Here is a 22,295-nt window from a genome sequence, read left to right as displayed (position 1 = left end):
GGGCCCGGCGCGATCGCGCCGGGCCCCCGTCGTGCGATGCCGCTACCGGCCCGCGCACTGGCCGAGGGCGAGGCCCCGGACCGTGTTCGGGCGGCCGTCGTTCACCGGCGCCGGCGTGTTGCCGGTGCAGGCGAGCGCGCCGGTCACGGTGTTCGCCGCGACCGTGTTGACCGCGGTGCCGGTGTTGCCGCTCAGCAGCGCGGCGCCGGTCACCGTGTTCGTGTCGAGCGTGACGCCGCCGCGGCCGGCGAGCACGCTGACCGCGCCCTTGATCGTGCCGTCGGTGACGGTGACCGCGCCGGTGCTGCCGATCAGGCTGATCGCGCCGGTCACGGTGGCGTCGTCGATCTCGACGGTGCCGCCGAGCAGCGCGGTGATCGCGCCCTGCACGGTGCCGCCGTCGACGATCAGCGACGCGCCGGGCAGGACCGTGATCGCGCCCTTGACCGTGGCGCCGGTGACGCAGACCAGGCCGGACCGGACGGTCAGCGCGCCGCGGTGGGTGCCGGTCACGCTCTCCGTGCAGGCCGGGCCGGTCGTGGCGCGCGGCGCCGGGTCCGCGGTGACCGGCGAGTGCTTCGCCAGGTACGCGGTGAGCAGGGTCAGGTCGTTGTCGCCGGTGGTGACGCGGTCCGTGCCCTTGCTGAGCGTGGTGAAGTTGTCGCCGCCCGCCGCGAGGAACGAGTTCGACGTGACCCGGTACGTGCCGGCCGGGTTGATCGGCTTGCCGTCGAGCGTGATCGAGGTGATGTGCGCGCCACGGGGCGCGTCCACGACGTACCGGTAGCTGAAGCCCTTCGACACGCCCAGGTGCAGCTTCGGCCGGGACGCGCCCTCCGGCTGCCACTGCTCCTCCAGCACCGCCTTGATCTGCGCGCCGGTAAGCGTCTGGGTGATCACGTCGTTGGAGAACGGCTGTACCGCGAACGCCTCGGAGTAGGTGACCACGCCGTCCGGCGCGTACAGCAGGTCGGTCCGCAGCCCGCCCGGGTTCATGAAGGCGATCTGCGCACCGCCCCGGCCGGCGTCCTTGGTGCCCTCCAGCTGCACGTCCGCGATGAAGTTGCCGAGCGGCGACTCCAGGCCGCGGTTCTCGTTGCCGTCGGTGTAGGCCCGCTTGACGTCCGCGGTGATCTTGCCGAGCGGCTGGGCGCCGAGCACGGCCGCGTTCGCCACGGCCGCGTCCACGATGCCGGCCACCGTGCCGTTGGACGGCGCGCCGACCACGTCGACCAGTGCCGCGGTGGAGGCGGTGACGTCGCCGGTGGCGGTGTCGACGGTCAGCGTGACCTTGCTGATCAGCTTGCCGTAGTCGCCGCCCTGGATGACCGGGCGGGTCCGGTTCGTGCCGGGGATCGGCGCCACGAACGCGTACGGCTGGTGCGTGTGCCCGCTGAAGATCGCGTCGATGTCCGCGCCGGCCCGCATGAACCCGCCGAACACCGGGTCGGCGGCCAGGTCGTCGGCGGAGCGGATGTTCGCGGCGGCCGCACCCTCGTGGGTGATGAGCACGACCACGTCCGCCTCGCCGTTGCCCTCGTCGCCGTCGGAGAGCTCGGCCGCGACCGTGTTCGCCTCCGCCACCGGGTCGCGGAACTCGACGTCGCGGATGCCGTCCGGGCTGACCAGTTCCGCGGTCTGGACGGTGACGACGCCGATGTAGCCGACCCGGACGCCGCCCAGCTCCTGCACCGAGTACGCGGGCAGGGCCCGGACGCCGCCGGAGTAGACGTTCGCGCCCAGGTAGTCGAACTGCGAGCGCGGGATGACCCGGCCGAGCAGATCGGTCATGCCCTTGTCGAACTCGTGGTTGCCGACGGCCGACACGGCCAGCCCGCCGGCGTTCAGCACGTCCAGCGTGGGGTTGTCGTCGTTGATCGCGGAGACGAACGTCGACGCGCCGATGTTGTCACCGGCGGAGATGAACGCGGTGTTCGGGTTCGTGGCCCGCAGCTGGTCCACCAGGCCGATCAGCTGGGCCGCGCCGCCGACCGCCTGGCCGTTCACGGTCGCCGGCGACTGCAGGCGGCCGTGGAAGTCGTTGATGCCGAGCAGTTGCAGGTCCACGGTGGCCGGGGCCGCCTGGGCGGGCACCGCGGTGGCGACCAGTGCCACGGCACCGGCAAGCGCCACCGCGGCGGTGGAAGGGGTCAGACGCATCGGATGAGGCCTCCGGGAAGAATGGCTGGAGGGTGATCCTAGGGTCCGCAGTTGACGATCATGTGAACCGGCGACCAATGAACATGTGGACCGCGCCGGTGATCAGGTGGACCGCACCGGTGATCAGGTGGACCGCACCAGGCCGAGCTCCGGCCGCGTGACGCCGGGGAAGACCTCGGCCAGCGCGGTCGCCGAGACGCCGCAGCGCTTCCGCAGGATCTCGCCGATCACGGTCCGGTAGTCGGTCGTCACCGCGAGATCGCCGTTGACCAGCCGGCCGGTGCCGAGGCCCGGCCACGCGCCGTGCACGAGGCCGCCGCGCACGGCGTCGCCGAGCACGAACATCGCGTTGCCGTACCCGTGGTCCAGCCCGCCGGAGCCGTTCTCGGCCACCCGCCGGCCGAACTCGCTGATCGTCAGCAGCGTGACCTTCCGGCCCGCGGTGTCCGCCGCGAACGCGGCCAGCGCGGCGGCCAGTTGCCCGAGGTTGTCGTGCATGCGCGCGCCGAGCCCCTCGTGCATGTCCCAGTCGCCGGAGTCGACCGCGGCCGCGACCAGGCCGACGTCTCCCTTGATCAGGCGGGCCACGTCGCGCAGCGCCCGGCCCAGCTCGGTGTCCGGATAGGTCACGTCGCTGGTGATCCCGCGCAGCGCCCCGACCGCGGCGAGCGCGTCGACGGCCGACCGCGCCGGTGCCGCCAGCTCGGCCGGCACCCCCGTGTACAGCGCGGACAGCGCGGTGGACATCTTGTTCTTCGACTCGCCGCCCAGCGTGAACGTGTCGATGGCGCGCAGGCCCAGGTCCGCCGACGGGCCGGCCAGCAGCCGGTGCGGCTGCGCCGAGCCCACCGCGACGCCGGCCAGCGCGCCGGTCGTGCCGAGGCCGCCCAGCATGCGGTCCAGCCAGCCGGTGCGCGTGGACGTGCCGGCCGCGGCGCGCTCCAGCTCCTCCATCGCGGCGAAGTGCGACCGGTTCGGCGCGGCCTGGCCGACCGCGTGCACCGCGGCCAGCTTCCCCGACTGCCACAGCGGCGCCAGCGGGGCCAGCGCCGGGTGCAGGCCGAACATGGCGTCGCCGGCCACGATCCGCGACTTCGGCACCGCGATGCCGGGCCGGGCCGCGTAGTAGTCCGGGTCACCGATCGGCACCACCGCGGACAGGCCGTCGAAGCCGCCGCGCAGCGAGAGCACGACCAGCACGTCACCGGTGTGCGGCGTGGCCGCGAACGCCAGCTGGCTGGAGAGCCCGGCCCCGGTCAGCCCGGCGAGCCCGGCCGCCAGCCCGCGTCCCAGCAGCCCGCGCCGGGTCAGCCCGTTGTTCTCCGCGCATCCGCACTCGGTCGGCAGTGTCATCAATTCCACACCAATCAATCGGGGGTACGTCGGTCAGCGCACCAGGAAATACGGCGAGTCGAGGAGTAGAGCGACGAGGTACGGAAAATTGGCGTTGACCGCCGGGTCGGTCGATTTCAGCGCGCTTCCCGGGCTTTTTCCGAAATAGGCCGCGAGCGCGGTGGTATGGGCCGCCGCGAGTTTCGTCCCGAACAGCCGCAGCGCGAGCGCGTCCACCAGCCCGCCGTAGGTGGCCGGCACGGTCGGCACCAGCGCGGCCCGCAGCGACGCCGGCCGGGTCAGCTGCTTGTACCACCAGTTCGCGGCCAGGTTCATGTGCAGGTTCCACCGGGTCAGCAGGCCGGACGGCGACGCCCACGCGGCCGCGACGTCCGGGTAACCGTTCGGCGGCGCCCACGCCATCGGCTGGTGCCCGCTCGGCTCCAGCGCCCAGTAGAGCGAGGTCAGCCCGGCCGTGCCGGACGCGTCCGGGCCGAACCCGAGCGTCCGTACCGTGGCGGCCAGGTCCTCCAGCGGGGTGCGCTGCTTGCGCCCGGCCGACGCGGCGAACTCCGCGGACGTGAACAGCGCGCGCAGCACCGGCGCGATCGCGGTGCCGTTCGCCAGGTAGACCTTGGCCAGCGTGGTGACCAGCGAGGCCGGCGGCTCGTCCGCGACGAACCGCACGCACAGCTTCCGGGCGATCCGCTCGGCCGTGGCCGGGTGGGTGGCCAGGTAGTCGAGGAACGCGGTCACGGCCGGCTCACCGGCCGGGTCCGCGTTCGGGTGGCTGAAGCCGAGCACGGTGATCGCGCCGGTCGCGTGCGCGGCCGGGTCGTACCGGTAGAGCCCGGTCTTGGTGTTGACGGTCGCGCCGGTGAGCAGCAGCGCGGCCTGGCGCACGTCCGGCTCGCCGTGCGCGCCCAGCCCGACCGTGTGCAGCTCCAGCAGCTCACGGGCGTAGTTCTCGTTCGGCTTGGCCTTCGTCGAGTAGCGGTTGTCCAGGTACGTCAGCATCGCCGGGTGCCGCGCGCTCGCCTTCAGCATGTCCGCGAACCGGCCGAGCGCGTGCCGGCGGATCACCGTGACGTCGTAGTCCGGGCGGCTGTCCCAGACGTCGCCGTTCGGGCAGGTGACGTTGAGGTGGTTGGACCAGAAGTCGACCATGGCCTCGAACAGCTGCCGGTTGCTCCAGATCGCCCGGGTGACCGCGGCCGTGCCGAGCTGGAACATCGCCTCCCAGCCGTACGTCTTGAACACGCCCGCGCTCGCGGCCGCGCGCACCGCCGTGACGTCCCGGCCGGCCAGCGGGAACCGGGCGACCAGCGCGGCGCAGGCGTCGTCCGCGATCGAGGCCGGGTTCAGCTGCCGGTCCAGCCAGCGAGCCGCGCCCAGCGAACGGATCTCCGCGATCGAGGCCGGCGTCGGGCCGTAGGTGGCACGGCGCAGCAGGTGCAGCAGCGGGTCCACGGCGACCAGGTCGGCCGCCGCGGCCCGGGCGGTGCCGGTCGCGGCCGCGGCCGTGCCGGGCACGCCGGTCGCGAGGGTCGCGCCGGCCGCGGTGGCGGCGCCGAGCAGCGTGCGCCGGGAGGTCTGTGCGGTCATGCCGGTAGATGTCGCCGGGCCGGGCGGTAATCTGAACCGCCGCAACCGGACTGCCCCCGGCCGCAACCGGACCGCACCCGACCGGATTCTCAGATGGGCGCGGGTTCTCATATTTGCGCGAGATCAACGCGGCGCGAGAGGGTTGACGGGTGGGCAGAGAGAAGCGGGACGGCACGGTCCGCCGGATCGTGCGCGGCGGCGGCGTGGCCGAGGTGGTCCCGGACCGGGACCGGGAGAACGCGTTCCTGCTGCTGGTGGACGGCACCCAGCAGTCCCATGTGGACCTGGCCGATCCGTCCGCGCTGGAGTTCGAGTACATGCGCCGGATCGCGGCCGTCCTCGATCTGACCGCGCCCCCCGGTGACCCGCTCCGCGTGCTGCACCTGGGCGGTGGCGCGCTGAGCCTCCCCCGCTACCTGGCGGCGACCCGGCCCGGCTCCACCCAGCGGGTGGTGGAGATCGACGGCGCGCTGGTCGAGCTGATCCGCGAGACGCTGCCGCTGCCCAAGGACGCGAAGATCCGGGTCCGCGTGGGCGACGCGCGCGAGGTGGTCACCGGCAGCCCGGACGCGGCGTACGACGTGGTGATCGGCGACGTGTTCGACGAGGCCCGCACGCCCGCGCACCTGACCTCGGTGGAGTTCGTCGGCCAGGTCGCCCGGGTGCTGCGCCCGGACGGCCGCTACATCCTCAACATGGCGGACAGTCCCCCGCTGCGGTTCGGCCGCAACGCGGTGGCGACCGTGCGCGCGGTGCTGCCCGAGCTGTGCCTGATCGCGGACGCGACCGTGCTGCGCGGCCGCCGGTACGGCAACCTGGTGGTGGCCGCGGGCCGCACCCCGCTGCCGCTGCCCGAGCTGCGCCGCCGGATGGCCGGCGACTGGTTCCCGAGCCGCGTCGAGGCCGGCCCGGAACTGGACCGCTTCGCGGACGGCGGCCGCGTGGTCACCGACGCGGACGCGGAGTCCTCCCCGCCGCCGCCGGAACTGCTCCGGCCGGAGCGCCCCGAAATCTGAGGTCTTTCGATATATTGGCGGCACTTCCGAAGGCGGATCAGCGGTCGACAACCCCGGATGGGCAGCTAATGAACCCGGACGGGTGGCCAATGCCCGGCGCGGCGACGGTCGCCAATGTTCGATGTGTCGGAAGTAGGCATTTCCAATACAGACCTTGCGTCCGCCAATTGATTCAGAGTTCAATCATTGCGGACTTCGAGGGCTTCTCGGCCGACGGCTGCGACCGGTAGGAGGAACCGCTGTGGACACGCCCGTCACGGTGGCGATTGTCGACGACCATCCGGTGGTGCTCGAGGGCGTGCGTTCCTGGCTCGCCGACGATCCGCGGATGCGTGTGGTCGCGACCGGTTCGTCCATCGACGACGTGCTGTCCGCCGCCGGCGACGTGAAGGTGCTGCTGCTCGACCTCAGCCTGCACGGCCGCATGGTGATCGACCGGGTCTCCGAGCTGTGCGAGGCCGGCCTGCGCGTGGTGGTCTACTCCGAGCACACCGACCCGGACACGGTGCTCCGCGTGGTCGAGGCCGGCGCGGTCGCGTTCCTGGCGAAGAACGAGGGCAAGGAGCACTGCGTCGCCACCGTGCTCGCCGCCGCGATGGACCAGCCGTACGTGGCGCCCTCGCTGGCCGGCGCCATGGTCGGCGACCGGCGGCCGGAGCGCCCCGCACTGTCCGAGAAGGAGCGCGAGGCGCTGCTGCTCTGGTTCCAGTCCATGTCGAAGGCGTCGGTGGCCCGCCGCATGCAGATCAGCGAGCACACCGTGAAGCAGTACGTGGACCGCGCCCGGATCAAGTACGCGAAGGCGGGTCGCCCGGCCGCGTCCAAGGCCGCGTTGCTCGCTAGGGCAATCGAGGACGGTCTGATAAAACCAGACGATGTCCAGGAATATCGGTCAAACGCGTCCAATCGGTACTGAACGGGGGTTGACCCCCGCACAGGTGTCATGACTGTGGAGCCTTCAACCACCAGAGTGGGGCATTGAGGAGGTTTCTTTCATGGCCGATCACTCGTCCTCCTACTTCCGCCTGACGGAAGGGGCGCGGCTGCCCGAGGGACCCCGGCTCCACGAGGGCGAACAGCTGCTGTGGCACGGTCGGGCGAGCGTCGCGGAACACCTGTACAGCGAGACCATGACCCGCTCCGCCGTCCGGTGGACGCTGCCGTCGTCGACGACCGTCATGGTCACCGACCGGCGCCTCACGTTCGCCGGCCCGATGGAGCTCGAGGACGGCGCCGAGCGTGGCCGGGCATGGAGCCACCGCGCGTGGATCCGCCGCCGGGACAGCCGGGCCATGGTCGGCCAGCTGCTCTACCAGTGGCCGTACCACCTCTACGTGCACTCCACCCAGGAAGTGCTGCTGGTCTGCGGCGCCGCGCTGGCCGGCGGACGGCCCACGCTCGCGCTCTCCGGCGGCGACGTCGGCGGCGGCTTCCTCGCCAACATCCTGCGGCGGGCGATCGCCGGCTTCCGGATCCAGCACGCCGACGTGCTCGGCCTCAACGAAACCAAGATCGCGACGCTGGGCGGGCTGATGAACGGCCCCAACTTCCAGCGCAAGGTCGGCTCCGTGCCGCTCCCCGGCGCGCTGCTCCTCGGCTTCCAACAGGAACGGGAGTACGCGGACGCCGCACTCGCGGCCGTGCACCGCAGCCGCGCGCTGCACTGACTTTCCCCGGCGGGCCGGCTGCCACCGACCCGTCCGACGAGGCTTCTCCACCGGTCCCGGCGGAGAAGGCTCACGTGTGGTGGGTGTGGAACCGGCGAACCAAGGGTGGGGGCGCCGGTTCCACCCCCACCCCTGTCGCCCTCAGAGCAGGTTCGCGCCCGCTCCGGCGTTCGCCCGGCTGATCACGTGGTCGACGATGCCGTACTCCTTGGCCTCGTCCGCGGTGAACCAGCGGTCCCGGTCCGAGTCACGCTCGATCTGCTCCGGCGTGCGACCGGTGTGGAACGCGATCCGCTCGTTCATGACCTTCTTGATGTGCAGCATGCTCTCCGCCTGGATCGCGATGTCCGCCGCCGTACCGCCGATGCCGCCGGACAGCTGGTGCATCATGATCCGGGCGTGCGGCAACGCGTACCGCTTACCCGGCGTGCCCGCGCACAGCAGGAACTGGCCCATCGAGGCCGCCATGCCGATCGCGATCGTGGCCACATCGTTCTTGATGTACTGCATCGTGTCGTAGACGGCCATGCCGGCGCTGATCGAACCACCCGGCGAGTTGATGTACAGCGAGATGTCCTTCTCACTGTCCTCCGACGCCAACAGCAGCATCTGCGCCGTGATCCGGTTCGTCACCGCATCGTCCACCTGGCTGCCCAGGAAGATGATCCGCTCACGGAGCAGCCGCTGGAACACCTCGTCATCGAAGCTGCCGCCGCCCGCACGCATCACGAGCTCGTCCCTGTCCATGCGCAAACCACCCCTCGGATAAACGTCTCGGTCAACACTCCGCCGCCGCGGCCCCCGAACCAAGCGATTCCCCGCACAGCGAACACCGACCATTATTCGCCCTGCCCAGCACACCCGCGGCCACGCCTCACCACCAGCCAAAACACAATCGGGCCGCAATCGTTTTGCACATCCGCACATCCCCGGGCTAGGGTTAACGAGCCGACGCGGGGTGGAGCAGCTCGGTAGCTCGCTGGGCTCATAACCCAGAGGTCGTCAGTTCAAATCTGGCCCCCGCTACGAGGGTCGAGGGCGTCATGTTCGCGGAAAGCGCGAACGTGGCGCCCTCTTCGCATTCTGCTCCGGGGCCGAGCCCCGGAGGCCCCGCGTGCCGGGGGCGCGCTGCGTGGCCGGCTGCCGGATATCTGCTGGCGTGGCTGGCCGGGGCGAGCCCTGGGCCCGCGTGCCGGGGGCGTGCTGCGTGGCCGGCTGCCGGATGTCCGGTGGCGGGGCCGCCGGGGCGAGTCCTGGTGTGACTCCGCGTGTCGGGGGTGGCTGCGTGGCCGGGTGGCGGGGCGGCTGGCGAAACCGCGTGTTGCGGTCCTGGGGGGCTGGGTTAGAGGCGGAGGGGGGAGTAGAGGGTGGTGGGGGAACTGGTCAGGAGGGACCAGTAGCGTTCGCCGTAGGACCAGTGCCACCACTCGGTGGGGTAGTTGATCAGGCCGGCTGAGGTGAGGGCGTCGGACAGGAGGCGTCGGTTCGCGGCGGCCTCGGCGGAGATGTTCGGGGCGGCGGTGAAGCAGGCGTTGTCGCTGTCGTCGGGGGTGGCGTCGACGGCGGTGCCCATGTCGAGTTCGTTGCCGTCGGCGTCGCAGAGCGTCAGGTCGACGGCGCCGCCGGTGCTGTGCGGGGCCACCTCCACCGGCGAGACGAACTTGGTCGTCTCGACGTGCACGCGTTCGTCCGGCCAGTGGGGGTAGCGGCTCCGCAACTGGTCGCGGTAGCCGTTGAAGATCGCCAGCTGCGCGTCGTACGGCCGGTATCCCTCGATGACCAGCAGCCGCAACCCGTCCGGAAGCTCCGCCTGGGCCTTCAGCAGTCGCTCGATCACCCCACGGCGCAGCAGCGCGAACCGTCCGCTCTCCTCCGCGGCCCGCTCGTCGACCCGCAGCACCTCCCGCGCGTCAACCAGCTCCTCGCCGTTCTCCCCCAGCACAACCGCCGCCACCACCGGATCCGACAACAAAATCATCAACCCACTCCCCCAGTCCCCACACTTCCGCCACCAGCCACCCGGCAGCCACCCACGACACGCGCGGCACCCAGGGCTCGGCCCCGACAACCCACGCCACCAGACATCCGGCAGCCCGCCACGCAGCCACCCTCGGCACGCGGAGCCCACCAAGGCTTCCCCGCAGCCCACGCCACCGGACATCCGGCAGCCGGCCACGCAGCACGCCCCCCGGCACGCGGGCCCAGGGCTCGCCCCGGCAGCCACGCCACCGGACATCCGGCAACCAGCCACGCAGCACGCCCCCGGCACGCGGGCCCAGGGCTCGCCCCGGCAGCCACGCCACCGGACATCCGGCAACCAGCCACGCAGCACGCCCCCGGCACGCGGGCCCAGGGCTCGCCCCGGCAGCCACGCCAGCAGATATCCGGCAGCCGGCCACGCAGCACGCCCCCGGCACGCGGGGCCTCCGGGGCTCGGCCCCGGAGCAGAATGCGAAGAGGGCGCCACGTTCGCGCTTTCCGCGAACATGACGCCCTCGACCCTCGTAGCGGGGGCCAGATTTGAACTGACGACCTCTGGGTTATGAGCCCAGCGAGCTACCGAGCTGCTCCACCCCGCGTCGGCTCGTTAACCCTAGCGTGGATCGGCGGAAACTGCGAATTCGTTGATCGGGGTCCTCGCTCCGCCGGGCCAACTGGGGGCGGGGTGCCGTGGGATCACGCGGGTGCGGGCTCTGGAGCAGGGGCGATGGTGGGGCGGAGGACGAGGGCGGCGACGGCCGTGGTGGCCAGGATGAGGTGCCGGGTGGAGATTTCGGCGCGCATCGACGACTCCAGCCGGCCGATGCGACGGCGCGCATGCCACGCGCGGAGCAGCCGGCCCACCGGTGACCACGGACGGCGGCCCCCGCACCGGAGTTCGGTGCGGGGGCCGCTGTCCGGGCCCGACGATCAGCCGGTCACGTGACCGCCGAGACCCGGCAACTCACGTTGCACGACCGCGTCACCGGCCAGCCGGTCACCGGGGCCCGCGTCCCGGCCGACGCCCGCAGCCGCGCCGCCGGCCAGCCGGTCAGCGAAACCTACGTCCCACCCGGTGCCCGCGGACGCCTCGCCGGCCGGCCGGTCAGCGGGAACCGTGGTCCGGTCAGTGCCCGCGGCCGGTTCGCCGGCCAGCCGGTCAGCGGGGCCTGCGTCCCACCCGGTGCCCGCGGCCGCGTCGCCGTCCGGCGCCACGGTCGACAGACCAGCGGTCGGCAGGAGACCGGCGGTTGGAAGCGGAAATCCGCGGTTCGGCATCATGGGACCGCTGACCGGTTCGTGCGGCGCGACTCGGTCGCCCGCCGATCCGGCTTCGATCGCTTCGAGCGGCCCGGTGTCGCCGTCGATACCGTCCGTCGGCGGAAGCCGCCGGCTGGCGGACAGCGTGTCGCCGGCACGGAACCCGGGGGCGGCGGCACCGGCGTCGGGAGCCTCGCCGTCGCCGTCCGATGCGCCGTCATCACCCGATCCGCCGGGACCGGGATCAGAGCGCACGTCGCCTTCGGCCGCCGGTGATCCGGCCTCGGCGATCCCAGCGGCCGCCGCGGTCCCGCGCGATGCGGCTGCCGTCTCGATCACGCCCGACGCAGCTGACGCCGCCTCGCCGAACGCGGCCACCGCTTGCGTCTCGCACAACGCAGCTGTCGCCTCGGTCTCGGTTGCACCGGCTCCGGCCGACCCCGCTTCCGCCGTCCCCGTCACGGCCGTACCGGTGTCCGCCGGTGCAGCCGCCGTCGTTCCGGCGTCGGCGAGGTCGGGCGGCGGCCAGCCCGCGGGCAGTGCCCGCGCCCATCCGTCGGCCAGTCGCCGCTGCACCAGCGCACCGCTGAATCGCCCGGACTCGGCAGGCTCGTCGGCGGAGGATTCGTGCTCCTCGCCAGCCGGCTCGGCGACGGCCGGCGCACGACCACCGCCGGCGAGATCACCGCGGGGCAGCGTCGAGAGGCCGGCGCGCGGCACGAGATCGACGTCGCTCAGCACGTGATCGTCGGTGCCCGACGCGAGATCACCGCGAACCGGCGCCGGATCCCCGCCAGCCGACGCGAGATCACCGCGAACCGAGGCCGAATCGCCGCCGGATGGCGCAAGCTCACCGCGAACCGAGGCCGGACCGCCACCGGCCGACGCGAGATCACCGCGGATCGGCGCCGGAGCGCCGTTGGCCGACGCGAGATCACCGCGGATCGGCGCCGGTACGCCGTTGGCCGACGCGAGATCGCCGTCGGTCCGCGCCAGGTCGCCGCCGGTGAGCGCGTGGTCGCCGGTCAGCCAGGCCAGGGCCGCCAGGTCCGCCGCGGGGACCGGGTCGCCGGCCGAGATCCACTCGACGTCCACGGGGCCGAGCGACGCCAGTTCGTCGTCCGGTTCGCCGTCCGATCCGGCTCCGCCCGCGCCACCGGGTGCCGCCGGCCCGCCGAGAGGCCCGCCGACCGAATCACCGACCGGATCGCCGGCCGGGTCGTCGACCGGCTCGTCGACCAGCAGCGGAAATTGGTCCGCGTCCGGTGATTCCAGCGCGCTGCGGGCGACCAGCCATTCGTAGATCGTGCGCAGCGGCGCCCGCGGGTTCTCCTGCCGGCAGTTGACCGGCGGGACCAGCGAGGACGGATGGCTCGGATGTTCGACGCAGTGGGTGAGTGCGCGGCCGACCGCGTCCGGATGGCTGCCGCCACCGCCGGAGTCACCGCAGGCCCGGCACTCCCAGCGCCAGAACGGTACGCCCAGCGCCGGGCGGGACCGGAAGACGCGCAGCGGCCGGGCGAGGTCGATGTCGTCGTCGATCACGGCGGCCGGGGCTTCGAGGGTGGTCATGAACGCCGCCCCTTCCCGAAGAGACAAATACCCTACGGGCTCATTTTTCAGACGAAAAACGAAGAAGGTGCCAGTATCGGAGAATTACGGAACGTTAACCACGCCGGACACCGTGGCCTGGTCGATCTCCGAGATCCGGATGGTGAACTTCACGGTCCACTCGCCGGGCAGCGGGAAGTTGACCGGCCCCAGCCCGTGGCTCTCGTCCAGGATCGCCATCGGCGCGTCGATCGGCTCCAGCCCGGCGGACGGCAGCGCGATCGTCACCCGGAACTCCTCGATCGGGATCGGCTTGCCCTCCGGCGTGTAGACGAACCCGTGCAGCGTGTTGTACTCGCCCCGCTGCACCGGGTAGATCTCGTACTGCAACGTGTAGATCGGGCTGGTCAGCGTCTGGCTGAACGTCTCCGGCACCACCACCGGCGCCTCCTCGCCCACGTTCCGCGACGGCGTGGTCTGCACCAGCACCGCGCTCGCGGCCAGCACCACCGCGGTCACCGCGAGCTCGACCGCGACCGACCGCCGCAGCCAGACCGCCGGCGGCCCGCCCGGCACCAGCCGCGCGGTCCAGCCGGTCGCGGTTCCGGTCACCAGCCGCCGGACCAGCAGCCGGGCCGCGCCGGCGACCGCGAGCACCACGCCGAGCAGCGCGGTCTTCGCCAGGACCAGCTGACCGAAGCGCGTGGTGACCAGCTGGCCGACCGTGCCGACCTCGACCAGCACCTGGATCACGCCGCCGGCGATCAGGCAGTAGACCGCGAGCGCGGCCCAGCGCGACCAGACTGGCAGGATCACCCGCAGCTCGCGGGTGTCCGCGCGGCGCAGCAGGAACACGGCCAGCGCGATCAGCCCGCCGAGCCAGACCGCCATCGCGGCGAGGTGCGCGAAGTCCGCGAAGACCGTGACGACCGGCATCCGGGACGCGATCGGGTGCCCGGACAGCGGCCAGGTCACCAGCCCCGCGACCGCGACGCCCGCCAGCGCGATGCCACGCGCACGGGAGAGACGAGGAGCGCGGGAGAGGCTGGGAGCAAGACCGGCCAGCAACGGTACGGCCAGCGCCAGTACGGCCAGCCGGCCCAGGTGTGCCAGCCCGAACTGGCTGAGCAGCACCTCACCGAGCCCGGCGGCGGTCGCGTCCAGCGGTCCGCCGCCGTACGCGTAGGGCGCCTGCAGCCAGATCGCCGCGACCGCGCCCAGTGCGATCAGTCCGGCCCCGGCGAACATCATGATCCGTGGCCCGCGCCGGCCGGCCGGTGTGCGCAGCAGCCGACGCGGCCACAGCGACAGCATCAGCAGCGCCGGCCCGACCAGCAGCGTGAGTCCGAGGTAGCCGAGGTACTTCGCGACCGAGATGCCGGCCGTCACGCCCGGGTCGACCGCGTCGCCGGTGACCGCGCCGTCGAAGGTCGAGCGCGCGCCGACCGAGTAGGAGAAGCCGCCGCCGACCGGGTGACTGTCCGCGGACACCACCCGGTAACTGACCGTGTACGTGCCGAGCGGACGCTCCGCCGCCGCGATCGGGATGGTCATCACCGCGCCGGCCAGCGTGGGCTCGCCGCCGGTGACCGGTGTCCCGTCCGGCGCGACGACCTTGACCCGGCCCGGGACCAGCCGAACCGCCTCACTGAACGTGATGGTGACCGCGGTGGGTGCGGCGCCCACCACCGAGCCGCGCGCCGGCACGGTGTCGACCACGACCGCGTGCGCGGACGCGGGCGAGACCGGGCCGATCAGCACGACCAGCGCACCGAGGACCACAGCGGCGACCAGCCGTACCCACCTCATGTCGTGTTGTTCGGATGTGGGCCTCGTGATGGTTCAACGCGCGACCGGACTTTTCCCCGCATCCTTACCCACCGCATTGACGACCTTGCATCTAAGTCATAGCGTCTGGTCGATCCCCGGCCGTCGTTTCCGAATCACCCTGGCCGGAGTGAACGCAAACCTGTGCTCGGGAGGATCCATGCGACTGCTCAATCCCCCCACGACCCGGCGGCGGCTGCTGGCGCCGGCGCTCGCCGGCGTCCTGATGCTCACGCTCACCGCCACGCCCGCCGGTGCGGCCGGTGAGCGCTACCTCGACCCGAAGGCGTCCACCCCGGCCCGGGTGGCGGACCTGCTGCGCCGGATGACCGTGGAGGAGAAGGTCGGTCAGCTCCAGCAGATCGCGGTCAACCGGATGCAGGGCGACTGCACCTGGAGCGGCGGGGCGCTCAACGAGACCTGCATGCGGGAGGTTCTCGCGGATCAGCACGCCGGTTCGGTGCTCTCCGGCGGCGGCGCGGCCCCGGCCGTGAACACGCCGCGGGCCTGGGCCGAGATGGTCAACGCCATCCAGCGGTACGCGATCGAGAACTCCCGCCTGCGCATCCCGATCGTCTACGGCGTGGACGCGGTGCACGGGCACAACAACGTGATCGGCGCGTCGATCTTCCCGCACCAGCTCGGGCTCGGCGCCACCTGGAACACCGCGCTGAACCAGCGGACCGCGGAGTCGACCCAGCGCGCGGTCGCCGCCACCGGCACCACGTGGAACTTCTCGCCGGTCGCCGACCTGGCCCGGGACCAGCGCTGGGGCCGCTACTACGAGACGTACGCGGAGGACCCGGTGCTGGCCGGCACGCTGGCCGCCGGCGCGGTCACCGGCCTGCAGAACCGGGTGTCCGGCCGCCCGGTCGCCGCGACCGTCAAGCACTTCGCCGGTTACTCCGAGCCGTTCAACGGGCACGACCGCGCGCCGGGCGACCTGTCCCCGCGCTACCTGCAGGACACGATCCTGCCGCCGTACAAGGCCGCGGTGGACGCGGGCGCGCTGACCGTGATGGTCAACTCGGGCGCGGTCAACGGGATCCCGGCCACCGGCTCACGCTGGCTGCTCACCGATCTGCTGCGCGACGAGTGGGACTTCAAGGGCGTCGTGGTCAGCGACTGGAACGACGTCCGGCTGCTGCACACCGCGTACCACATCACCGACTCCTACGCCGGTGCGGTCGCGGCCGCGGTCAACGCGGGCGTGGACATGGCGATGGTCCCGCCGGACGACCGGGGCTTCCACCAGGCCGCGCTCGACGCGGTGAACCAGCGGCTGATCTCGAAGAAGCGGCTGGACCAGGCGGTCGGCCGGATCCTGACGCTGAAGTTCCAGCTCGGGTTGTTCGACAACCCGTACGTGGACCCGGCCGCGGCGGACGCGACCGTGCTGCAGGCGGACCGGCCGCTCAACCGGCAGGCCGCCACGGAGTCGCTGGTGCTGCTGCGCAATTCCGGTGGCACGCTCCCGTTCGGCGCGAGCACGAAGAAGATCGTGGTCGCCGGGCCGCAGGCGGACAACCTGACCGACCAGGTCGGCGGCTGGACGGTCGGCTGGCAGCGCGTCCCGGACGGCGTCACCATCCCGGGCACCACGATCCTCGACGGCCTGCGTGACACCGCGCCGGCCGGCACGACCGTGGTCGGCACGTCCAGCCCGGACGACGCGGTGGCCCAGGCCGAGAGCGCGGACGCGGTGGTGGTCGCGGTCGGTAACCGCGCCGCGGCCGAGGGCGAGGCGGACATGCCGAACCCGGTGCTCGCCCCGGACCAGCAGGACCTGGTGGCGCGGCTGGAGGCGACCGGCACGCCGGTGATCGTGGTGGTGGTGTCCGACCGGCCGCTGGTGCTCGGGCCGGCCAACGAGACGGACGCGCTGCTCGCGGCGTGGAACCCGGGCAGCGAGGGCGGCAACGCGATCGCGGACGTGCTCTACGGACGGGCCAACCCGAGCGGCCGGCTGCCGGTGTCCTGGCCGAGCCAGATCGGCAACCAGCCGCTGTACTACCAGCAGCTGCCGGGCACGAACGGCGGCGTCGGCTCGGGCTACACGCCGGCGTACCCGTTCGGCGCGGGCCTGTCCTACACCACGTTCAGCACGGGCGGTGTCGCGCTCGCGTCCGGCACGGTCCGGGCCAAGGACAACGTGCGGGTCACGGTCACCGTGTCGAACACCGGTGGCCGCGCCGGTGACCTGGTGGTGCCGGTCTACGTGGGCCAGGAGGTGGCGAACCCGCTGGCGCCGCCGCGCCGGCTGGTGGCGTTCACCAAGGTGCCGCTGGCCGCGGGTGAGACGCGGACCGTGACGCTCAACTTCCCGGCGTCCCGGCTCGCGGTCACCCCCGGCGACATGATCTCCACGGAGTCGCCGCGCGTCGCGCCGGGCCGGTACCTGGTGACCGCCGGCGAGTCCTCCGCCACGCTCACCGTCCGCTAGCCCCACTCGTGATCGAGGCGTCCCGGTCCGCGGGGCGTCTCGATCACGGCTAGACCGCGGCACGGAGCATCAGCACGCCGCCGTAGACCAGCGCGGCCGTGGTGCCGAACAGCATCAGCACCGCCCAGAACGCGCCGGACAGGCTGGTCAGCCGGTGCAGCGCGCCCGCGTCCGACGAGTTGTGGTCGTAGCCGCGGGCGCGCAGGAAGATCAGCATCGTCTCGACCGCGGCGATCAGCAGGAACCAGGCCCAGACGTGGGCGAAGAGTTCCCGCATCGGTGGTTCCACCGCCAGGGCGACATAACAGATCACCACCATCAGCGCGGGTACGACGAGCCAGCCGAGCAGCCCGCGCACGGCGAACAGCATGACGAACAGAAATCCGAGGCTGGCCCAGAGCGTCGCGTCGACCAGGTCCCGGGCGAGCAGCCACGCGGCGGCCAGGCCGAACAGCGACGGCGCGACGTACCCGATGAACTTGACCGCCACGTCGACCGCCCATGGCATGTCCTCGTCGAAGTACGTCGCACCGCCGCCGTCCCGGAACAGCCGGATCGCCCGGACCCGCTGGAACAGCAGCCTGGCCAGCAGCGCGTGCCCACCCTCGTGCGCGATCGTGTCGATCAGGCCGAAGATGACGTACGCCGGCACCGCCAGCAGCCAGGCCAGCAGCGCGCCGGCCCAGGCCACCTTGTTGACCCCCGGATCAGGAACGGCCGCGGCGATCTCCAGTAGACCGGGCATGCCGCCAAGCTATCCGCGGCTCAATATTGATCACCATCCCCGACAAGGATGCTATCCGTCACCGGACAATCGCTTGACGTAGCGGACTGCGCTACTCCATGGTGAGCCTCGGCCACCCGTCCACGTCGGCGCGCAGCGCCCGGTCGTGCGTGGCGAGCACGACCGCCGCCCGGGTGTCGCCGAGCGCCGCGGTCAGCTCGTCGACCAGCGCGATCGACAGGTGGTTCGTCGGCTCGTCAAGCAGCAGCACGTGCGGGCGCCGGGCCAGCACCAGCGCCAGGTCGAGCCGGCGCCGGCGGCCGGTGGACAGCTCGCGTACCGGCCGGTCCAGCTCTCCGGGGTCGAGCAGGCCGAGGCTCGCCAGTTCGACCGTGCCGCCGGCCGCCGCGAACAGCCGGCGCGCGGTCTCGGTGCCCGGCTCCGGCGACTCCTGCGCGAGGTACCCGACGCGCTGGCTCCGCGCGACGCGCCGGGTGCCGGTCGTCGGTTGCAGCCGGCCGGCCAGCACCGCCAGCAGTGTGGACTTGCCGGCGCCGTTCCGGCCGTCGACGTGCAGCCGCCCGGACGGGCCGACCGTGAGCGAGACCGGCCTCGCCAGCCGGCCGGCGACGGTCACGCCGTCCAGCGCGATGGTGGCGTTGCGCGGCAGCTCGGGCAGGCACAGGCGCAGCGGTGGTTCCGGGACCGTGACCGCGTGCGCGGCCAGCTCGTCCTGCCGCCGGTGGAACGTGCGGACCTGGGACGACGCCCGGGTGGCGCGCTTGTGCTTGTTCGTCCCCTTGTCCGGCCGCCAGTTGTCGATCAGGCGGTCCTGCGCGTCGGCCAGGTGCGCGGTGAGTCGCGCGTGCTCCGCGCGCTGCCGGTCGTACTCCTCCACCCAGCGCTCCCGCTCGGCCGCGCGACCGGCGAGGTATCCGGCGTACCCGTCGCCGTAGACGCGCGGCAGGTCGTCGCGGGACGGGTCCAGGTCGACGACCGAGGTGACCACCGCGGCCAGCAGCGCCCGGTCGTGGCTGACCAGCACCACGCCGGCCCGGGTGGTGGTCAGCTTCGACGTCAGGTAGGCCAGCCCGTCGTCGTCGAGGTGGTTGGTCGGCTCGTCCAGCAGCAGGAAGTCGTGCTCCGCGCCGAGCAGGCAGGCGAGCCGGACCCGGTAGCGGCCGCCGACGGACAGCTCGGCCAGCGGTCGCGCCCGGTCCCGTTCCGCGCCCAGCGCGGCCAGCGCGGCGTCGACCCGGTGGTCGGCGTCCCAGGCCTCCAGCGCCTCGGCCGCGTGCAGCGCGTCGGCGTATCCGTCGGCCGCGCCACGCTCCTCCCGGGCCAGCGCCGCCGCGGCCGCGTCGAGCGCGCGCAGCGCGGCCCTGGCGTCGTGCAGCGCGGCGTCGATCACGTCACCGACCGTGGCGTCGCCGGCGGCGTGCAGTTCCTGCTCGGCGAGGCCGATCGTGCCGGCCCGGCGGACCGTGCCGGAGTCGGGTTCGAGGGTGCCGGCGAGCACGGCCAGCAGCGTGGACTTGCCGCGTCCGTTCTCGCCGACGATGCCCCAGCGCGAGCCGGGCGTGACGGTCAGGGCGGCGCCGCGGAGCACGGGGACGCCGCCGCGCGCGAGATGGATGTCGGTGGCGGTCAGCTGCGCACGGGCGCGCGCGGGCAGAATCGTTGAGGTTGGCATTGCTCTCCCAGCACGGAGCGGCGCGCCCGGATGATCGCGGGCGGCGCTCGACGAGGCTTACGTGGACGGCGAGGAGGCCGGCAGCGCGGCCGGCGGCCGTCTCACAGGTAGAGCACGTACGGCATGGGCCCGATGCTAACCGGGGGGCCACGGCGGCGGCATCCGGTTTTGTTCAGGCCGGCGGCGTCAGGGCGCCGGTCAGGGTGCGCAGGACCAGGCGCAGCGTGTCGTGGCGGGACGCGCCGTCCGCGGTGTAGGCCCAGCCGGCGTAGAGCTGTGACCAGATCAGGGTCTCCACCCACCCGGGCGGCAGCTCCGGGTCGATCGTGCCGTCCCGGTGGCCGCGGGCGACCGTCTCCGCCAGCCGGGGGTCGCAGCCGTCCGAGTCGCTGTCCCAGACGGCGTCGCCGGCCGGTGACGGATCGGCGAACAGCAGCGACAGCAGGTCGCCGAGATCGAAGTACTCGCGGGCCAGCCGCACGACCGCGGCGCGGCCGGTGCCCTCCGGCAGCCGGGCCAGTTCCACGGCCCGGCCCATCCGCGCGACGCTCTCTTCCTTGATCGCCGCGAGCAGGTCGGAGCGGTCCGGGAAGTACCGGTGCAGCGTGGTCCGGCCGACGCCGGCGGCGGTGGCGATCTCGCCGAGCGAGGCGGCCGAGTTCCGCCCGAGCGTCGTGATCGCGGCGTCCAGGATCGCCCGGCGGGTGCGCGCACGACTGCCGGTCTCCGGAACGTCGGTCGTCATGCCGTCCGAGGATACTCCCTTGACCATAACGGAACAATCATGTTCCACTCTGGCCCATGCGAGTTCTGCTCGGTTATCTGCGCCCGCACCGCCGTACCCTCGTGCTCGGTCTCGTCCTGGGTCTGCTCGCGAGCACGGCGAGCCTGGCCACGCCGCTGGCCGCCAAGCAGATCATCGATTCGCTCGGCGACGGCTTCCCGGTTGTCCCGGTCCTGGCGCTGCTCGGGCTGGTGGTGGTCGGCACGATCATCTCGTTCCGGCAGTGGAAGCTGATGGCCACGGTCGCCGAGCAGGTCGTCTACCAGGCGCGGGTCTCCGTGGTCCGGCGCTACTTCGCGGCCCGGATCGACGCGCTCACCGGCCGCCCGACCGGCGAGCTGGTCACCCGCGCCACCTCCGACCCGCAGTTGCTGCACGACGCGTCCGCCAGCGCGGTCAACCTGATCAACAGTGCGGTCGCGGCCGCCGCCACGCTGGTGCTGATGGCCGTGCTCGACCTGGTGCTGCTGGCCAGCACGCTCGTGGCGGTGCTGGCCGTCGGCGCGGTGATGGTGACGCTGCTGCCGTCGATCGGCCGTGCGCAGGAGGCCGCGCAGGGTTCGATCGGCGAGCTCGGCGGCACGCTGGAGGGCAGCCTGCGGGCGATCCGGACGGTGAAGGCCAGCCGCGCCGAGGAGCGTCAGTCCGACCGGGTGGTGGCCGCGGCCGAGAACGCGTTCCGGCACAGCCTGCGCGCGGCGCACCGGGCCGCCGAGGTGATGACCGTCTCGTGGACCGGCGTCCAGCTCGCCGTCATCGTGGTGCTCGGCATCGGCGCCTGGCGGGTGGACGCGGGCCTGCTGGAGGTCTCCGGCCTGATCGCGTTCCTGCTGTACACGTTCCAGCTGATCGGCCCGCTCGCCGAGATGACCCAGAACCTGACGACGTTGCAGGCCGGCATCGCGGCCGCGTCCCGGCTCCGCGCCGTCGAGCAGCTCCCGGTCGAGGACCTTTCCGAGCTGCCGCCCACGTCGTCGCCGTCCGCCCCGGTCCTGGAGCTGCGGCGGGTCTCCGCGCGCTACGCCGAGGACGGCCCGGACGCGGTCCACGAGATCGACCTGGCGGTTCCCCGGCACGGTCACACCGCGATCGTCGGCCCGTCCGGCGCCGGCAAGACCACGCTGTTCTCCCTGATCCTGCGCTTCGTCGAGCCGACGAACGGCATGCTGCTGCTGAACGGTGTCCCGTACGCGAACCACCAGGTCCGTTCGCAGATCGCCTACGTCGAGCAGGAGACCCCGCTGCTGCCCGGCACGATCCGCGACAATCTGCGTTTCACCCACCCGGACGCCACCGAGGCGGAGCTGGCCACCGCGCTCGCCGCGGTCCGGCTCACCGACCGGGTCGCCGCGCTCCCCGCGGGCCTGGACAACCCGGTCTCCGCCACCGAACTCTCCGGCGGCGAACGTCAGCGCATCGCCCTGGCCCGCGCCATCATCCGCACGCCCGACCTGCTGCTGCTCGACGAGGCCACCGCCCAGTTGGACGCGCTCACCGAGCGGGCGCTGCAGGAGTGCATCCGGGAGCAGTCCCGGACCGGCGCCGTCGTCACGATCGCGCACCGTCTCTCCACGGTCCTGGACGCCGACCACATCGTCGTGCTCGACTCCGGCCGGATCCGTGCCCAGGGCACCCATGCCGAGCTCCTGGCGTCCGACGCGCTCTACCGCAGCCTGATCGAGGCGCTCCGGATCGCCACCCCCGAGACATCTCTCACCTGACCGGCCCCGCGGCTCAGCTCCCCCCCGCCCGACGCCACCCGCAGCACACCCATCAGCTCTCCGCGGCCGGCGCCACCCGCAGCACACCCATCAGGTCGGTGATGGTCAGCACCTGGCGCACCACCTCGTGCGCCCGCTCGACCACCAGCCCCGCACCGGCCCGCTCGGCCAATTCCCGGCAGGTGAGCAGCACCCGAATCCCCGCCGAGTCCAGAAACGTCACCCCACCCAGATCGAACACCACACTCTCGACCCGCGCCCCACCGAGCACCTCATCGACCGCCGCCTCCACCTCCGGCGCCGTATCCCGATCCATCTCCCCCACCACCCGCACCACCACAACCCCCGCACCCCGCCACCCCACCTCAACCCCCCACACCAACGCCCCCACCCCCACAAAAAGCAGCCCAGCCCAACCAAGCCCAACAAAGCCCAACCAAGCCCAACCCAACGAAGCCGCACCACACCACGCAGCCCCACCCGCCCCGCGGGGCCTCCGGGGGCTCGGCCCCCGGAGCAGAATGCGAAGAGG

At 72.7% G+C, this 22,295-nt stretch carries 16 protein-coding genes and 2 tRNA genes; 6 read left to right on the top strand and 12 right to left on the bottom strand.

Translation table 11 applies throughout. The features are described 5' to 3' along the window. Nucleotides 1–42: 42 nt before the first annotated feature. The 3 genes from J2S44_RS23530 to J2S44_RS23520 form a co-directional block, all read right to left on the bottom strand. Nucleotides 43–2,160 (bottom strand): bifunctional metallophosphatase/5'-nucleotidase, encoded by a 2,118-nt coding sequence (locus J2S44_RS23530; RefSeq protein WP_310417882.1) that lies wholly within the window; start codon nt 2,158–2,160, stop codon nt 43–45. A 123-nt stretch (nt 2,161–2,283) separates the two neighbouring features. Further along, nucleotides 2,284–3,513 (bottom strand): DUF1501 domain-containing protein, encoded by a 1,230-nt coding sequence (locus J2S44_RS23525; protein WP_310417879.1) that lies wholly within the window; start codon nt 3,511–3,513, stop codon nt 2,284–2,286. Between the two features lie 33 nt (nt 3,514–3,546). Beyond that, on the bottom strand, nt 3,547–5,097 hold the full coding sequence (locus J2S44_RS23520; RefSeq protein ID WP_310417876.1) for a DUF1800 domain-containing protein: 1,551 nt from the start codon (nt 5,095–5,097) through the stop codon (nt 3,547–3,549). A gap of 149 nt (nt 5,098–5,246) precedes the next feature. On the opposite strand from J2S44_RS23520, the gene J2S44_RS23515 reads away from it, so the two are divergent. The 3 genes from J2S44_RS23515 to J2S44_RS23505 all read left to right on the top strand — a co-directional run bounded on the left by J2S44_RS23515 (nt 5,247) and on the right by J2S44_RS23505 (nt 7,780). Further along, nucleotides 5,247–6,113 carry a spermidine synthase gene (locus J2S44_RS23515; RefSeq protein ID WP_310417873.1) on the top strand — a complete coding sequence of 289 codons (867 nt, stop codon included), beginning with the start codon at nt 5,247–5,249 and terminating at the stop codon, nt 6,111–6,113. A gap of 241 nt (nt 6,114–6,354) precedes the next feature. After that, complete coding sequence (locus tag J2S44_RS23510) at nt 6,355–7,029, top strand: response regulator (RefSeq protein WP_310417871.1); 675 nt, start codon at nt 6,355–6,357, stop codon at nt 7,027–7,029. A gap of 79 nt (nt 7,030–7,108) precedes the next feature. Then, nucleotides 7,109–7,780, top strand: a complete 672-nt coding sequence (locus J2S44_RS23505) for a hypothetical protein (protein WP_310417869.1) — start codon at nt 7,109–7,111, stop codon at nt 7,778–7,780. Between the two features lie 141 nt (nt 7,781–7,921). Here J2S44_RS23505 and J2S44_RS23500 read toward each other — a convergent pair whose 3' ends face one another. After that, nucleotides 7,922–8,527: an ATP-dependent Clp protease proteolytic subunit gene (locus J2S44_RS23500; protein ID WP_310417866.1), complete on the bottom strand. Its 606-nt coding sequence runs from the start codon at nt 8,525–8,527 to the stop codon at nt 7,922–7,924. A gap of 205 nt (nt 8,528–8,732) precedes the next feature. Between J2S44_RS23500 and J2S44_RS23495 the strand changes: the two genes are divergently transcribed. Next, nucleotides 8,733–8,806 (top strand) — tRNA-Met (locus tag J2S44_RS23495). A gap of 316 nt (nt 8,807–9,122) precedes the next feature. Here J2S44_RS23495 and J2S44_RS23490 read toward each other — a convergent pair. From J2S44_RS23490 to J2S44_RS23475, 4 genes are all read right to left on the bottom strand, one after another. Next, a complete protein-coding gene (locus J2S44_RS23490; protein WP_310417863.1) occupies nt 9,123–9,758 on the bottom strand; it encodes a M15 family metallopeptidase in 636 nt (211 codons plus the stop codon). Nucleotides 9,759–10,285: 527 nt separating this feature from the next. Further along, nucleotides 10,286–10,359, bottom strand: a tRNA-Met gene (locus J2S44_RS23485). Between the two features lie 331 nt (nt 10,360–10,690). After that, nucleotides 10,691–12,592 (bottom strand): hypothetical protein, encoded by a 1,902-nt coding sequence (locus J2S44_RS23480; protein WP_310417860.1) that lies wholly within the window; start codon nt 12,590–12,592, stop codon nt 10,691–10,693. Between the two features lie 84 nt (nt 12,593–12,676). After that, the gene (locus J2S44_RS23475; protein ID WP_310417857.1) at nt 12,677–14,380 is read right to left on the bottom strand and encodes a copper resistance CopC/CopD family protein; all 1,704 of its coding nucleotides are present in this window, start codon (nt 14,378–14,380) and stop codon (nt 12,677–12,679) included. A gap of 178 nt (nt 14,381–14,558) precedes the next feature. Here J2S44_RS23475 and J2S44_RS23470 point away from each other — a divergent pair, with 178 nt between their 5' ends. Then, a complete protein-coding gene (locus tag J2S44_RS23470) occupies nt 14,559–16,841 on the top strand; it encodes a glycoside hydrolase family 3 N-terminal domain-containing protein (protein ID WP_310417854.1) in 2,283 nt (760 codons plus the stop codon). A 49-nt stretch (nt 16,842–16,890) separates the two neighbouring features. Here the strand turns inward: J2S44_RS23470 and J2S44_RS23465 are convergent, their stop codons facing one another. From J2S44_RS23465 to J2S44_RS23455, 3 genes are all read right to left on the bottom strand, one after another. After that, a complete protein-coding gene (locus J2S44_RS23465) occupies nt 16,891–17,586 on the bottom strand; it encodes a M50 family metallopeptidase (protein ID WP_310417851.1) in 696 nt (231 codons plus the stop codon). 91 nt (nt 17,587–17,677) lie between these two features. After that, nucleotides 17,678–19,258, bottom strand: coding sequence for an ABC-F family ATP-binding cassette domain-containing protein (locus J2S44_RS23460; protein ID WP_310417848.1), 1,581 nt, complete (start codon nt 19,256–19,258; stop codon nt 17,678–17,680). A gap of 172 nt (nt 19,259–19,430) precedes the next feature. Next, entirely contained in the window at nt 19,431–20,003 is a 573-nt protein-coding gene (locus J2S44_RS23455) for a TetR/AcrR family transcriptional regulator (protein ID WP_310417846.1), read from the bottom strand. A gap of 56 nt (nt 20,004–20,059) precedes the next feature. On the opposite strand from J2S44_RS23455, the gene J2S44_RS23450 reads away from it, so the two are divergent. Further along, nucleotides 20,060–21,763, top strand: coding sequence for an ABC transporter ATP-binding protein (locus J2S44_RS23450; protein ID WP_310417843.1), 1,704 nt, complete (start codon nt 20,060–20,062; stop codon nt 21,761–21,763). Between the two features lie 52 nt (nt 21,764–21,815). Here J2S44_RS23450 and J2S44_RS23445 read toward each other — a convergent pair whose 3' ends face one another. Further along, nucleotides 21,816–22,103: an STAS domain-containing protein gene (locus tag J2S44_RS23445; RefSeq protein ID WP_310417840.1), complete on the bottom strand. Its 288-nt coding sequence runs from the start codon at nt 22,101–22,103 to the stop codon at nt 21,816–21,818. Nucleotides 22,104–22,295 lie beyond the last annotated feature (192 nt).

Source organism: Catenuloplanes niger (genome assembly GCF_031458255.1).
Classification (GTDB): domain Bacteria; phylum Actinomycetota; class Actinomycetes; order Mycobacteriales; family Micromonosporaceae; genus Catenuloplanes; species Catenuloplanes niger.
This window is presented reverse-complemented; position numbering and strand designations above follow the sequence as displayed.

Bases quoted from the DNA above. Each gene is read 5' to 3' on its own strand.
- J2S44_RS23470 (WP_310417854.1), top strand. From the start codon at position 14,559: ATGCGACTGCTCAATCCCCCCACGACCCGGCGGCGGCTGCTGGCGCCG.
- J2S44_RS23530 (WP_310417882.1), bottom strand. From the start codon at position 2,160: ATGCGTCTGACCCCTTCCACCGCCGCGGTGGCGCTTGCCGGTGCCGTG.
- J2S44_RS23480 (WP_310417860.1), bottom strand. From the start codon at position 12,592: ATGACCACCCTCGAAGCCCCGGCCGCCGTGATCGACGACGACATCGAC.
- J2S44_RS23505 (WP_310417869.1), top strand. From the start codon at position 7,109: ATGGCCGATCACTCGTCCTCCTACTTCCGCCTGACGGAAGGGGCGCGG.
- J2S44_RS23465 (WP_310417851.1), bottom strand. From the start codon at position 17,586: ATGCCCGGTCTACTGGAGATCGCCGCGGCCGTTCCTGATCCGGGGGTC.
- J2S44_RS23460 (WP_310417848.1), bottom strand. From the start codon at position 19,258: ATGCCAACCTCAACGATTCTGCCCGCGCGCGCCCGTGCGCAGCTGACC.
- J2S44_RS23490 (WP_310417863.1), bottom strand. From the start codon at position 9,758: ATGATTTTGTTGTCGGATCCGGTGGTGGCGGCGGTTGTGCTGGGGGAG.
- J2S44_RS23450 (WP_310417843.1), top strand. From the start codon at position 20,060: ATGCGAGTTCTGCTCGGTTATCTGCGCCCGCACCGCCGTACCCTCGTG.
- J2S44_RS23500 (WP_310417866.1), bottom strand. From the start codon at position 8,527: ATGGACAGGGACGAGCTCGTGATGCGTGCGGGCGGCGGCAGCTTCGAT.
- J2S44_RS23455 (WP_310417846.1), bottom strand. From the start codon at position 20,003: ATGACGACCGACGTTCCGGAGACCGGCAGTCGTGCGCGCACCCGCCGG.
- J2S44_RS23475 (WP_310417857.1), bottom strand. From the start codon at position 14,380: ATGAGGTGGGTACGGCTGGTCGCCGCTGTGGTCCTCGGTGCGCTGGTC.
- J2S44_RS23525 (WP_310417879.1), bottom strand. From the start codon at position 3,513: ATGACACTGCCGACCGAGTGCGGATGCGCGGAGAACAACGGGCTGACC.
- J2S44_RS23520 (WP_310417876.1), bottom strand. From the start codon at position 5,097: ATGACCGCACAGACCTCCCGGCGCACGCTGCTCGGCGCCGCCACCGCG.